Genomic DNA, 12,230 nt, shown 5'->3' on the forward strand with positions numbered 1-12,230 from the left:
CGCACATCGTGAACGAAACCTTCTGGCGGCAGAGCAACGTCACCTTCGCTGACTGGACATCCGCCGAGATCGCCGCAGTGGCCCAACTCGCACCTGTGCTGACCGGCGCCCGCGACCAGGGGCTCATCACCGACTGGTTCTTCATCCGCAAAGCCCCCTGCTGGCGCATCCGCTACCTTCCTCGCGCCGAGACCTCGGCCGGCAGCGTCGACCAGCTGCACCAACAACTCCTTGCACTCGCTCACTGCACCCCCGGCGACCAGCTCACTTACGTGACCCGAACCGTGTACGAGCCCGAGCAACGCGCTTTCGGGGGCGCCGAGGCGATGGCCATCACACACCACATGTTCAGCGCCGACACCAGACACCTCATCGCCTACCTCTCCCGCGTCCACCGTGGCGACAGGGCGGATCAACGCCAGGAACTGCTGATCCTCCTGGTAACCGAGCTGCTGCGTGCCGCGGGGCTGGACTGGTACGAGCAAGGCGACGTCTGGGCCCGTCTCGCTGACCATCGCCCCAGCATCACCACGCCCTTCGCCGGCGCCTCCAGCGCTCTCCCATCCGCGATGCGGCGTCTGATCAGCGCGGACACGTCCGGTCTGCGCGCGCCAGGCGGCCCGCTGGAGTTCGCCGCAGACTGGTTCACCACGTACACCGCCGCCGGTACCGCCCTGGCCGACCTAAACGCCGCTGAGCAACTCCGCCGCGGATTGCGCGAAGTCCTGACCCACCTCGTCGTTTTCGCCGCCAACCGCTTCGGCATGCCCTACGACACCCAAGCCGCCGTGGCCAACGCCGCCACAACCGCTGTCTTCGGCCACGATCCCGCTGCCGCACCAGGCCCCCGCGCCAGGGATGGAGACGACGTGTGAAACCCACAACCGCAGCCCCAGCCGCCCGCTGGTTCCCCCTCGTCGAACGCCCGCGCCCGGCGGCAATGTCGCTCGCCACCAGAGTCGCCGACCTACGCCATCTTCTGGAACCCGCGAGCGATGACGCTCTCGTCCGCACCGCCGAAGCACTGAACAAAGCGGCTCTTATCGCCTCCGACCGCGGCCAATCCGACCTCGCCCGCTTCCTGTGCTGGCAGCAGTACCAAGCCTTCGACTACACGCGACCGCATCCCCGGGCGATCGCCAAGCTGGCCCTTCAGCCAGTCCTCAACCTGCCGCGCCAACTGATCCGCGACGGTGACGCCGACGCGGCCTATGCCCTGCTGGAAGTCCTGCACCACGCGGCCAGTAACCGGGCAGACATCACCATCGATGGCCACGTCGTCCACCTTCACGACCTTACGCACTCCGCTGGGGACCATCACGACCTCCGCGCCACCGTGTGGGCCGCGCTGCTCGCAGACGGAACCCGCGCGCTGACCACCGCTGGGCGGTGGCGAGAAGCCGCCGACCGTGCCGCCGTCCACCGAGGTATCGGCCAACGCCTCCTCGACGGCCGACAGATCACTATCCTCGCGCTCCTTCGCGAAGGCGACGTTGATCAGGCCAGCGCCCTGGTTGAAACCAGCACTGTCAGCGCTCCTTGGGAATGTGCGATTCAAGCCATGCTTCGTGTCATGTGCCAGCGCGTTGGCGCAGGCTCCCAGAAGAACGTCGCAACGATGGTGACCAGCGTGCGCCATCTTCTGGAGCAGACCACCCGCGGCGGAACCGTCTTCCGCGTCCGCGCTGGCCTTATCGCCCTCGAACTCGCCGACGATCCCCACGACGACCAAATCCAGCGCCTACTGACCGCCGTTCTCCAGGCTGCGGCCGATGACGCCTATGCATCCCGGGACGCGCTCACGGTTCCCGCGCTTCAGGTCCATATCCCGGTAGCCGCTCGACGGAAGCTAGTTCGCGCGGTTCGCGCCGCCGATTTGATCCCTGGGGAGCTCCCGGCGCCGCTCCGCACCGAGTTCATGGCGAACGTCGCCTCCGCGCTTCGAACCCTCCGCCGAATCTTGGGAAGCGGCGCCAAATAACCCGGCTCAACTCCGCCTCACGGTTGCGAAGGAGATCGCCATGACCACGGACGCGCAACATCACCCAACGCAGACGATGACGACCCCGCAAGGTGGGCAGGTCGAGATCGACGTTCTTCTCGTCCCTGTCATCACCGAGCTCTGGAGGCTGGGCTACGCCACGCTCCGAAGTTGCCAGAATGGCGGCGAATCCACCCTCGCCGGAACGACCGGGGCTCCCAAGGCAGACATTCAACGGCTCGCCGCCTACAACCAAGGGAAGGCCTGGGTGACCATCCGTGAGGAAGACGGTCCCCGGCTCCTGGCCGCAGTGGACGCGCTCAACCCGGACTTTGAGTGGCGATCACACCAGGCGCGGACTCCGGGCTGGGTCTCGATCACGATCCCGACCGACCGGCTGGACGATGCCGCCGTGTTGCTGCGTCAGCTTCGGTGACCAGGCGTCTGGCCGGGGCGGTGAGCCTGTTCCGGGGCAACCCGGTGTGGGTCCGGTACTTCCTGGGGCGGTGGATCTCGGTCACCGGGTCAACGGTCGCGCCGATCGCACTGGCGTTCGCGGTGCTGGACCTGGGCGGCGGCCCGACCGGGCTGGGCTTGGTGCTGGTGTCGGGGCCGGTGACCCATATCGTCGTCAGCCCGTTCGCCGGGGTGGTGGCCGACCGGTTCGCCCGCCATCTGGTGCTGGCCTGCTGCCAGGTCGTCAACGGCACCGTGCAGGCCGTCACGGCGCTGCTGGTGCTGACTGGCGCGGCGACCGTGCCGGTGCTGGCGGGCCTAGGGCTGGTGACCGGGGCAGCGACGTCCGCGATCCGGCCTGCCGGGCAAGGGTTGCTGCCGCAACTGGTGGAGCGCGACCGGCTGCCCGACGCCAACGCCCTCACCCAGATCTCCAACAACCTCGCCGGGATCGGCGGACCCGCCCTGGCGGGAGTGCTGGTCGCTGGCATCGGGCCGGGCTGGGTGCTGGCGTGGGACGCCGCATCGTTCTTCCTCAGCGCCGCCTTGCTGTTCACGCTGCCGGTCGGGCGCGTCAAACGCGGACTCCAGACCGGAATGCTCGCCGAGCTGCGCGAGGGCTGGGCTGTGTTCCTGTCGCTGCGGTGGGTCGGCGTCCTGGCCCTGCTGTCGGCGACCTCCTCGGCGTTGTGGGCCGCGGGCATCACCGTGCTCGGCCCCGCATACGCCAACGATCACCTCGGCGGACCCGCTGCATGGGGCGTGCTGAACTCGGCGCTGGCGGCCGGGTTCGCGGTCGGGTCGATCACCGCGCTGCTGGTCCGGCCACGCCGGGCGGGACTGATCTGTTGCCTGGCGATGCTGCCGGAAGCGGCGCTGCTGGGCTGCTTGGCCGCGCAGCTTCCCCTGCCCGCCATCGCGGTCACGGCCGCGGTGTGTGGCGTGGGCGGCACCTTCGAGCTCGTCACCTACACCTCCACCCTTCAGGCACGGTTGCCCGAGGAGCAGATGAGCCGTGTCCTGGCCACCATCGCCCTGGTCACCAGCCTGTTGGTCCCGGTCGCTTTGGTCAGCGCCGGGCCGCTCGCGGCCGCAGCCGGTGCAACAACCGTCCTGGCCGCTGCAGCCGTCACCGCGCTTCTGGCCGCTGCTCTGGCCTTCTCCATCCGCGACGTCCGCAACCTCGGCAAAGACGATGGCAGCGAAGGCGGGGTCAATGAGGTTTGAGGGTCCGGGCCGGGGGACGCTGGAGGCCCGCTGGCCCATCATCGGGAAGATCCTCGGCTCGGCCAAGCAGCCCGCCTACCGGGCACTGCCGGGTCCTCTGGAGCTACCGCAGAGGTAGCCTCCTGCGCGCTGAACGGTCCTCGTCCTCCTCTGGGAGGGCGGGGACCGCTTTTCCTCGTACCGCGCAACGGCCGGGCCGCCAGGCGTACCGCTGGAGGAGATCTCCCAACAATCTACTTACACAACGTTATTCGATGACTACAAATGGCTACTAGACGGGTGTCAGGGTCCCCGCCCCCCACAAGGAGCCCAAATGAACCTGCCCACCCGCCTGGCAACCCGGCTGGCAGCGCTGGCCATGGCCGCCACCGCTGGCACTGCCGCCCTCGCGCCACCCGCCGCCGCCAGCACCACCCTGTCGCCCCAAGACCCGGCAACGGACACCATTCAAAAAATCGTCGTCGACAACGTCCTCCTCAGCGTCCTCGGCCTTGGCCCCGTCGTCGGCAAACTCCTGCTCAACCTTGGCTTGATCGGCAAAAAGGAACCGTGACGATTGATGTGAGACTGGCCGGCCCGCCCCCGGCGTGGGGGCGGGCCGGTTACGTCATGGCTGGAGACGCGCCTCCGCCGCCGCGACGAGCGCCCGATGCCGCTCATCGCGATTCTCGCCCTCCGTCAGCCACGCGTCCGTCTGGATCGCGACCGCAGTTTTCTGAGCCTCCGCCCACGCCTCATCCCACTGCCGCTTCAGCTCATCGCCCGGCGTCTCCCGGTCGGCGGCGATCTCGACCGCCAGCGGGAACAGCCGCCGCAGTTCGGCTAGGCGCTGCTCGGCTTTCAGATTCCGGACCTTCAGGTCCAGGAGGCGGTCGGGGATGTCTTCGCTGCTCACGGCCGCAACCCTACCTCCACAACCTCGAACGCGTGTTCTATGCTGCGGCCATGGCGCATCACAACGACCCAGACGGGATCATGGCCTCACGGCTCATGGGCGCATCAACTCGCCAGGCCACCAAGCAGCTCCAGGGCGACGCGCGCACAGAGGCCACCGAGGAACTCCGCCAGATCGCCACCAACACCGAGAAGCAACGCCGCGGAGCCCTCCACCCACCCCGCCAGACCTTCCGTGGTGACGTCATGGCCGAGGTCGCCGGGATCTTCCTCGGCCGCGCCCTGGTGGACCGCGACGAGAATCGGATGATCGCCGCGCTCCGGTTGATCGAAGCCGGGGCCCCGGTGGAGAAGGTCGAGGAGTGGATTCCTGAGGGGAAGCGCAGGGCCGAGTCCGGTGGCGCCCCGTTCAGCCGGTCGAAGCCTGCGGGCCCGCCGATGGCGCGGGCGGCCCGGGAATCTGAACTTCGATCAGATCACCCACCGGAATCCGGTACCGCCTGATCGCGGTGTCGAGTTCGGCCTTGGTCCGGCAGTAGGCGCGTAGGGACTGGCCTTGCCGGATTCGCAGGGTAGGCACGTGATCAAGGATGATCGCCTCGATCTCCCATGCCTTCGGACCTGCCCAGCGCGCTCCCACGGATGCAGCATATGACCACAGAACGTGTGCTTGACCTGTGGATATATCGTGAAGGATGGGTGATGATCGGTCGTGGCGGGGCAAGCACCTCGACGAGCTGAACGATGCCGAACGCGAGGCCCTGGCCGAGGAACTCGTCTCCGAGCTCGCGCCTGACGATCCCATGGCCAAGCTCGTACGGGCGCTGGCCCGCCATCGTTGCGAGAACCAAGGCCCAAATGATTTAGGCGGCTGGCGCCTCGTCGATGTCCTCGCCGTCCGGCGGTAGGTCCACCTCCTCGTCCGGCGCCGGAGGGTCCACCTCCTCGGCTTCCTCCTGCACCTCGGCCTCAGGCTCAGGTTCGTCCAGGGCGTTGGCGGTCTTCGGCTCGGGCGCGGCAGCGTCCTCGGCGCCAGTCTTGGGCTCGTCGTTGCGCGGGTCCTCGTTCTCGCCCCCGTCCTCTTCGGCGTCGGCCTTCTCGGGCGCGTGCTCGGCTTCAGGCTGAGGAACCTTTGCAGAAGCTTCGTCTGGTGCCTCCGGCTCGGATTCGGCGCCGATCCCTGACGGATCCACCTCTTCGGTGTGCCGATGGATGAGCAGCGCGTCGAGGATCTCGTCGGCGAACCGCTCATTGGCCCAGCTCTCCCCGATCTCGGCTGAATACCGGTAGAGGCGCGGGACGATCAGCGCCCACTCCTCATCAGTGAGCGTCCTGCCGACATGGGAGTTGAACCAGCCGCGGTTCAGGTAGGACGCGGCGACCTGGCGGTGCTCCTGCAGATCGGCGAAGAGTTCGGTGTCATTGTCGGCGTAGCCGACCTCCACCAGCTTCCAGGCGATGTTGGACGGATGCCAGTTCTTGGTCACGGCCTCGGCGGAGTAGCCGGTCTGGAGTCTCTTGCGAGCAGACTCGGCAAGGAGAGCCAGGCCCTCGCGGGCCTTGTCGTTGTCTCCATGGTCGTCCAGCAGGAATCGGATTAGGTGAATCACGGCGTGGGCTTCGCCCAAGGTTGTGATCGCCATGGATACCTCACTTGTGCAGGTGGGCAGGATGAGGCGGCCCGCCCTCGGGCGGGAGGAGGGCGGGCCGGGTCGGTTGCATCTGCTCGGGCAGATGCGGTCTCTCGGGATCAGCTCCCGTCGTGGTCAGCGCCGGGCGCCAGCAGGCGGGTCCACATGGCCAGCTCGTTGCCCTGGATGACCCACCGGTCGGTGGTGCGGCACACCCATCCCTCCCCGTCCATCCAGACCTCTTCGCGCAGGAATGCATGGGGCACGAGGCCGGCGGTGAGCACCTCGTCGAGGTTCTCTATCTGGCCGTCCCAGCCGTAGACGGTCATGTCCTTGCGCCGCCATGTTCGCGGTTCTGCGGGGATGCGAACGCGCATGCCGTAATGGAGGACGAGGTCTCCGCCTCGCAGGTCCGGCGTGGCTACGCGCTCGGTGGCCAGCTCGCGCATCGTGAATCTCCTCATTGTCGGCCGAGTGTCAGGCGGGGACCAGGTGGTTCAGAGCGTCCTTCAACGGACGGAGTGCCTTCGGGCGCCCGCGCCGCGCGGGCGCGCGGCCCAGCTCGTCGAGCTGGTGGACGAGTTCGACGAACCACTCGATGGCCTGTTCGGGCGGGAGGGGGCTGATCTCCACTACCCGGCAGAGAGCCTCAATGGTGGTGATCCGCTCGGTCCGCTGGGCTTGGGCCAGGGAGATCAATTCCCTGCGGGCCCGCCATGCTTTCATCACTCTATCCTCCGGATTGCTGTGCTGACATGTGGAAGATTAGAACAGGCTTGGTTCTGCTGTCAATACACCGGACAAAATTAAACTCCGGCCAGCCGGGAGGGTTCATCCCTGACCCATGGCCACCCCCGTGTCCCTCTGGTGCCCGTGGTCCACCTGTCCCGTCTGGTGGCTGCTCATGGTCGTGCCGGGCTGGCTCTAGGGGTGGATGGTGGGCTGTTTCCGAAAACAATGTCTGATGTCTTGACAGGATCCGCCAGTGTCTCTAATGTTTCACCTGTCAGCACAGCAAGCCAACTGGAAGGGAGGGGTCCTCACCGGCCCCCGCAGTTCTGCCCTTCCCTCACCCGACATGGAGATGGCGATGCGCGCTCTCGGGTTCCCCATCCGCACCGAAACCAGCCTCACCGTCCACGACCCCACCGTGATCACTCACCAGCTCCTTGTGGTCCTGTACGGCGGCAAGACACTCATCGACCCGGCCACCACCACCCGCTACTGCCTGGTCTGCCTGGAGGACGTCCCTCCCGGTCTGCTCCACGAGGGCGTCGCCGCCTGCTGCCTCTAACAACCACGCGCCCGGCGGCGCCGACCGCCGCCAGGCCTGCCACCCCTACTCAAGGAGCTTCACGATGGGTGCGCCACAACCAACCCGGCTAGTCGCCTACGGCTACGACCTCGGTGGCCTGACCAGCCGACAGTGGTACGTGCGAGAAGTCGATGAACAAGGTTGTCTCACCGTTCCCTGGATGCAGGACAACGACTTCCAGTGGTCTGCGCATAACCACTGGCAGAAGGTCACCGGCCTCAATCCCGACGAGTTCCGCATAGAGCGCATCGGGTTCGACGTGATCCACCACGGTGAATGGGACGAAGAGGACGTGATCTTGGCGGCCGTCGCCGAGTACGTCACCGACGACAGGACGTTCCACGAGGTCAGGGATCAGCCGTACAACCCGGCCTGGGACCAGGCGCTCGCGGAGGCCCTAAGACTCTTCGGACTGACTCCCCTCCAGCCGAAGCCCGCATGGCTGGAACGCATCGCCTACACCTGATCCCCCGCAGGCAGGCCGCTCGACCCGGGCCCGGTGACCCACAGCTGCCGGGCCCGGCCGCGATCCGGCAACAGGCGGCCGACGCATCAACCACCGAAAGGCGCACCCCCATGGGCGCAGCACGCCCCTTCACCCTGATCGCCTACGGCTATGACCTCGGCGGCTTCGAGAGCCGCACATGGAAGGTCACCGAGACCAACCAGCACGGCCACCTGGACGTGCCGTGGCTGGTGGACGACGAATTCGAAGCCTGCTCCGCCGCTCACCTGGAGAACGTCACAGGCCGCCGCCTTGACGAGCTCGGCGTTGAATTCCTCTGCTACGGAACCTCCCTGCTGAACCACGACTGGGTCCTCGCCGCCGCCGGCGACTACGTCGTCACCGAGCAGGAGCGGCACGCCCTCAAGGAACAGCAATGCGATGCCTGGGACGACGCGCTCGCCCGCGTCCTGCCGCTCCTCGGCTTCACCCCACTTCAACCAGCTCCGGCGTGGCTGGAACTCGCCGCCTGGCTCTAGGCCGCGACCTCCGATCAGGTCCGCCACAGCGTTGACCAAGACTCACTCCTGCCCTCAGGGAGAGCAGTGCCTTGCACACCATCACGCAGAACCACCGACATCAGATGCGCGCGCTGGCTTACCGACGCCAGACCTATCCGAACCTGACCGTCCACGACGACCTAACAGCTCTGTCACCTCTGCCCGAACCCCGCCGGACCAGAACCTTCGAGCAACTGTGCGGCGCGCTACGCACCAACGACCAGCCCACCGCCGAACTGCTGCTCGACGCCTTGCTTGGCACCGGGCGCCACCTTCCCGGCGACCTGGTGAAGATGGCGACCGACCTCGGGTGTCCCTCGTGCGGCGCGACTCGGCTGGTGTTCCAGCACCCGGACCTTGAGGCGCCCGCCGAAGCCGGGGTCTACCGGTGCAACACCATCCACGCCTACGGCCCGATCTCGGTCACCCGTGAGTACACGGCGGTGCGCCCGTGAGCGCCGCGACCGTGATCATCGCCTACGGCTACAACCTCGGAGATGTCCGCACTCTCGGGCTGCCCTGGGTGTCCGATCCCTACAGCTTTGGCGAGCACGCCGCCGCGCGTGTGCACGGGGCGCATGATCGTCCCTCCAGCAGCCGCGTGGTCCTGATGCCGCACGGCTTCGAGCACGAGCCGTACTGGCTGCTGGTCACGGAACGCAGCACCGCCACCGCCGGGACCGTCCTGAAGCTAACCGACCCGAACCAGTTCAGGGCCCGTCCAACCGACGACGCCGCCCTGGAAGCCGCGCTGACCGTCCTTGGCCTACGCGCCGAGCGGCCGCCGTCCTGGCTGGCCTGCACCTACCAATAGCCCACCTCCGGACTACGAACGAGGACCACCTGTGCAACACCCCGTTGACGTTCGACTTCCCTGCGAAGCCGACCCCGACCTGTTCTTCACCGAAGACGGCACCTACGAAGACCGCCGTATGTACGGCACCGGCGTGACCGATGAGCACGTCGAGGCCGCCAAACACATGTGCGCGACTTGCGACTTCGAGCAGGACTGCTTGGACCTCGCCCTGGACCAAAACGAGCACTACGGCATCTGGGGCGGCACCACCCCAGACGAGCGACGCCGTCTTCGGCGCCGCAGGCAACGCAGTACGCGCCCCGCCGCATGACCACCAGCCGGGGCCCGCACCTGCGGGCCCCGTTCCCTTGGAATCCTCTCCGATCGGAACCGTGATGCCCAGCTACCTGCTCAAAGCCGCACCCGACGACGACTTCTACGTTGAGTGGAGCTCCGTCGCAGACGGACCAACCTGGTGCGGCTCTCGCCGCGAAGCGCTCCATCATTTCGACGCCGAACTCGTTCAGCGCGCCGACGAGAACGGCAGCTCCGCCGCCGATCCCGACACCTGGTACGGCTGGCGCACCAGCGGCATGGTTGTATCCGGCCGCTGGTGGCTCCCCCGCTGCAACCTTGCCGCGTTCGGCCACCATGCCGCGGCCTCTATCGAGGACACAGACCTGCGCCTTCAAGCGCTCCTAGAAGACCCCACGGAGGACCCGGCAGAGGAGAACCCGACTTGCGCCAAGTTAGTGCGCACGTCCGTTGTTGCCGTGGACTGATGCACGGTGACCGGGGCAATCAGGTTGTTGCCAAGATTTGGAGCAGCGCGTTGCGGACGTCGCTCACAGGCTGATTGGCCAGCTGCCGCTGCAGCAGGCAGATCGGGGCGAGGGCGGCGTGCTGCCCCTTGAGTTTTCAGGGTGTCGGTGCCCCTGTTGAAGGCGGCACGATCCTGGCCCGTGGTGAGCCACGGGAGGCGAGGAGAACGGGCCCCGCGGGGAACGCGCGGGGCCCGTGGCGGTCGGGGAAATCAGCACTTGAACCCTGCGTCGGCGGTCAGCTTGACCGTGTAGCTGTAGCCCTTGTAGTAGATCGTGTGCAGCGACCAGCACCTTTTGCCAGTGAGCTGCACCGTCGCCGTCCCACCCTTCTTCTTCGCGGAGAAATTGTGGATCTTCTTGTCGCTCCTGGCGCGGGCGCGCAGCTGCACCTTGACCGTGCAGTCCTTCTTCGGCCCCTTGTAGAGCTGGGTGTAGGTGGTCATGTACGACCACCGCTCACCACCGGGGATGCTGGTGATGTTGCGGTGCCAAGCGACGGCCTTGCAGGGCCCCAGCCAGAAGTCCGCGTCGTAGTGCTTGTTGGTGAACAGCAGCTTCTTCTTCGGCGCGGCCGCCACGCCGACGTCGGAGGACGCGGCCGAGGCGGGCATCGCGAGGGACGCCGTGACGGCGGTCGCCGCCACGGCGGCCAGCGACAGCGTCCTGATCCGGGATACGGTCGAGGTGCGCATGCTCTTACCTCCAGGTGATCAAGGGTGTGGAAGAGCCGAGTAAGATCATTAACGATGGCCCTGCCTCGCCGGAACCCAAGATCAACAAGGTTCACCCCCCGGCCGTACACCGGCCACCGGCCGGTCACCGCGATCTCGTGACCCACCCGAATCCGCATCCAAGCAGCAGCATCGAGCCGGTCGCCGCTGGGTCCTGGGATCGACACCGCGGCGGGTACCTTGCCCACGACGCCCCGATCGCGGGCCTGCACGCGCCGGGCAGCACCCGCCGGCGGTAGGGCGACGATCTGGACGCTGGAGGCCAAGGCCCACGCTGGTCGGCGCCATGCCTTGTCTCGCTGGTGGGTGTTCGGAGAGTTGATCGACGGGTCAGCGTTCCCAGTCGCCCAGAGGGAATACGTGCTGAGGTGTTACGAATAACTGGTCCAGGTCGATCGGGGGGTGATGTGCGACGATGCGGTTATGCCAGTTGGCAAGCCATCGCCCGTCGCGCTGTACGACCAGACCGTTATCCGTCGTCCCGTCACCGCCGTTGATCCTGCCTGGATCGTACGAACTGCACCCGGCGGGCGCATCAGTGTGCCGATCCGCACGGGTTACCACCCCGCCGTCCCGTTGAACCTCAACGTTCTGCATGGCGGCGTCGCCAGCGGCAGGTTTGCGTCGCTTCCGGCCACCGCGCTGCTGATCGAACGCGGTTGCCCCTGCACTCTCGGGCCGGCCGACGACGCCGCCTTCTTTGTCGGCCTGGCCCTTGGAGACGTCCGCCGTCTCTTGTTGCACGACGGCGACCCGGTGACGCATGCTCTCTGGCTGGTCAGCGGTGACGGGTCCTGGGCCGAGGTGACGCGGCCGACAGGCATCGCTCCGAAGATCCTGCAAGGTGGGCGGCGGCGCCTATGGGATGAGGTCATGACCGCCTGGCGTCGGTGGGAGACCATGGGGCGTCCCCGCTCCGAGCAACTCGGCGTTACGGTGACCCCCTCGGGGCAGTGGGCCTGGGTCCGAGAGCCCACAACCCCGTTCGCGTCTCTGGTCTGATCAGCAGAAACGTCTCCAGCAACACCGGATGTTGCACGCTTTGTTGCATGTTGCATCCTGATCGTGCAACATAGATTGCAGCGGGAGAGCTATGCCCGTTACCTACCGAGCCATGGAGACGTGCACTGACGACCCATCCCAGCCACGCTGTCACCGCAATGAGCGCAGCGGCTCACTTCCGCCGCGCACCCAGCACCATCCGCTGCTGGGCGCACCGCTATCACGCGAGACGGCTGGGGGTGATCGGCCGCACCGTCTGGTACGACCTGCGCGACCTGGCAGTCATCGATCGTGAGATCCGGCACGGGCGTCCGGTCCCTGAAACCTGGGAAGCCCGCGCTGAACTCCTCATCTCCTAGCCCCACGCT

22 protein-coding genes are annotated in these 12,230 nt (G+C 67.1%); 17 read left to right on the top strand and 5 right to left on the bottom strand.

The genetic code is table 11. The annotated features are described in order from the left end of the window. Window positions 1-8 precede the first annotated feature (8 nt). The 6 genes from F8566_RS30080 (at window position 9) to F8566_RS30100 (ending at window position 4,217) form a co-directional block, all read left to right on the top strand. Entirely contained in the window at window positions 9-875 is an 867-nt protein-coding gene (locus F8566_RS30080; RefSeq protein ID WP_151565211.1) for a thiopeptide-type bacteriocin biosynthesis protein, read from the top strand. Continuing rightward, window positions 872-1,981 (top strand): hypothetical protein, encoded by a 1,110-nt coding sequence (locus tag F8566_RS30085; RefSeq protein ID WP_151565212.1) that lies wholly within the window; start codon window positions 872-874, stop codon window positions 1,979-1,981. Before F8566_RS30080 ends, F8566_RS30085 begins: the two co-directional genes overlap by 4 nt. 40 nt (window positions 1,982-2,021) lie before the next feature. Next, a complete protein-coding gene (locus F8566_RS30090; protein ID WP_151565213.1) occupies window positions 2,022-2,417 on the top strand; it encodes a hypothetical protein in 396 nt (131 codons plus the stop codon). After that, on the top strand, window positions 2,414-3,664 hold the full coding sequence (locus F8566_RS30095) for an MFS transporter (RefSeq protein ID WP_192809926.1): 1,251 nt from the start codon (window positions 2,414-2,416) through the stop codon (window positions 3,662-3,664). Before F8566_RS30090 ends, F8566_RS30095 begins: the two co-directional genes overlap by 4 nt. Then, complete coding sequence (locus tag F8566_RS52410) at window positions 3,654-3,782, top strand: hypothetical protein (protein WP_264159463.1); 129 nt, start codon at window positions 3,654-3,656, stop codon at window positions 3,780-3,782. The genes F8566_RS30095 and F8566_RS52410 overlap by 11 nt, the downstream gene beginning before the upstream one ends. Window positions 3,783-3,977: 195 nt before the next feature. Further along, entirely contained in the window at window positions 3,978-4,217 is a 240-nt protein-coding gene (locus F8566_RS30100; protein WP_151565215.1) for a hypothetical protein, read from the top strand. 54 nt (window positions 4,218-4,271) lie between these two features. On the opposite strand, the gene F8566_RS30105 is transcribed toward F8566_RS30100, so the two are convergent. Further along, window positions 4,272-4,559 carry a hypothetical protein gene (locus tag F8566_RS30105; RefSeq protein ID WP_151565216.1) on the bottom strand — a complete coding sequence of 96 codons (288 nt, stop codon included), beginning with the start codon at window positions 4,557-4,559 and terminating at the stop codon, window positions 4,272-4,274. A gap of 50 nt (window positions 4,560-4,609) precedes the next feature. Between F8566_RS30105 and F8566_RS30110 the strand changes: the two genes are divergently transcribed. Together F8566_RS30110 and F8566_RS30115 are read left to right on the top strand one after the other, a co-directional pair. Beyond that, window positions 4,610-5,062, top strand: coding sequence for a hypothetical protein (locus tag F8566_RS30110; RefSeq protein WP_151565217.1), 453 nt, complete (start codon window positions 4,610-4,612; stop codon window positions 5,060-5,062). A 191-nt stretch (window positions 5,063-5,253) separates the two neighbouring features. Then, window positions 5,254-5,466 carry a hypothetical protein gene (locus tag F8566_RS30115; RefSeq protein WP_151565218.1) on the top strand — a complete coding sequence of 71 codons (213 nt, stop codon included), beginning with the start codon at window positions 5,254-5,256 and terminating at the stop codon, window positions 5,464-5,466. Here the strand turns inward: F8566_RS30115 and F8566_RS30120 are convergent. From F8566_RS30120 to F8566_RS30130, 3 genes are all read right to left on the bottom strand, one after another. Beyond that, complete coding sequence (locus tag F8566_RS30120; protein WP_151565219.1) at window positions 5,422-6,201, bottom strand: hypothetical protein; 780 nt, start codon at window positions 6,199-6,201, stop codon at window positions 5,422-5,424. The two genes, F8566_RS30115 and F8566_RS30120, sit on opposite strands and share 45 nt — an antisense overlap. Before the next feature lie 107 nt (window positions 6,202-6,308). Further along, window positions 6,309-6,638: a hypothetical protein gene (locus F8566_RS30125; protein ID WP_151565220.1), complete on the bottom strand. Its 330-nt coding sequence runs from the start codon at window positions 6,636-6,638 to the stop codon at window positions 6,309-6,311. Between the two features lie 28 nt (window positions 6,639-6,666). Next, complete coding sequence (locus F8566_RS30130) at window positions 6,667-6,915, bottom strand: hypothetical protein (RefSeq protein ID WP_151565221.1); 249 nt, start codon at window positions 6,913-6,915, stop codon at window positions 6,667-6,669. A 364-nt stretch (window positions 6,916-7,279) separates the two neighbouring features. Here F8566_RS30130 and F8566_RS30135 point away from each other — a divergent pair, with 364 nt between their 5' ends. From F8566_RS30135 to F8566_RS30165, 7 genes are all read left to right on the top strand, one after another. Further along, window positions 7,280-7,483 (top strand): hypothetical protein, encoded by a 204-nt coding sequence (locus F8566_RS30135; protein WP_151565222.1) that lies wholly within the window; start codon window positions 7,280-7,282, stop codon window positions 7,481-7,483. Between the two features lie 64 nt (window positions 7,484-7,547). Next, entirely contained in the window at window positions 7,548-7,970 is a 423-nt protein-coding gene (locus F8566_RS30140) for a hypothetical protein (protein ID WP_151565223.1), read from the top strand. A gap of 110 nt (window positions 7,971-8,080) precedes the next feature. Beyond that, on the top strand, window positions 8,081-8,488 hold the full coding sequence (locus tag F8566_RS30145; RefSeq protein ID WP_151565224.1) for a hypothetical protein: 408 nt from the start codon (window positions 8,081-8,083) through the stop codon (window positions 8,486-8,488). A 104-nt stretch (window positions 8,489-8,592) separates the two neighbouring features. Next, complete coding sequence (locus F8566_RS30150; RefSeq protein WP_151565225.1) at window positions 8,593-8,964, top strand: hypothetical protein; 372 nt, start codon at window positions 8,593-8,595, stop codon at window positions 8,962-8,964. Next, window positions 8,961-9,323, top strand: a complete 363-nt coding sequence (locus F8566_RS30155; protein WP_151565226.1) for a hypothetical protein — start codon at window positions 8,961-8,963, stop codon at window positions 9,321-9,323. Before F8566_RS30150 ends, F8566_RS30155 begins: the two co-directional genes overlap by 4 nt. Window positions 9,324-9,354: 31 nt before the next feature. Then, entirely contained in the window at window positions 9,355-9,636 is a 282-nt protein-coding gene (locus tag F8566_RS30160) for a WhiB family transcriptional regulator (protein ID WP_192809927.1), read from the top strand. Window positions 9,637-9,697: 61 nt separating this feature from the next. Continuing rightward, a complete protein-coding gene (locus F8566_RS30165; protein WP_151565228.1) occupies window positions 9,698-10,087 on the top strand; it encodes a hypothetical protein in 390 nt (129 codons plus the stop codon). Between the two features lie 251 nt (window positions 10,088-10,338). Here F8566_RS30165 and F8566_RS30170 read toward each other — a convergent pair whose 3' ends face one another. Further along, window positions 10,339-10,821, bottom strand: a complete 483-nt coding sequence (locus tag F8566_RS30170) for a hypothetical protein (protein ID WP_151565229.1) — start codon at window positions 10,819-10,821, stop codon at window positions 10,339-10,341. A 462-nt stretch (window positions 10,822-11,283) separates the two neighbouring features. On the opposite strand from F8566_RS30170, the gene F8566_RS30175 reads away from it, so the two are divergent. Continuing rightward, on the top strand, window positions 11,284-11,862 hold the full coding sequence (locus F8566_RS30175; RefSeq protein WP_151565230.1) for a methyltransferase domain-containing protein: 579 nt from the start codon (window positions 11,284-11,286) through the stop codon (window positions 11,860-11,862). 158 nt (window positions 11,863-12,020) lie between these two features. After that, window positions 12,021-12,221, top strand: coding sequence for a hypothetical protein (locus tag F8566_RS30180; RefSeq protein WP_151565231.1), 201 nt, complete (start codon window positions 12,021-12,023; stop codon window positions 12,219-12,221). Window positions 12,222-12,230 lie beyond the last annotated feature (9 nt).

Source organism: Actinomadura rudentiformis (genome assembly GCF_008923185.1).
Taxonomy (GTDB): domain Bacteria; phylum Actinomycetota; class Actinomycetes; order Streptosporangiales; family Streptosporangiaceae; genus Spirillospora; species Spirillospora rudentiformis.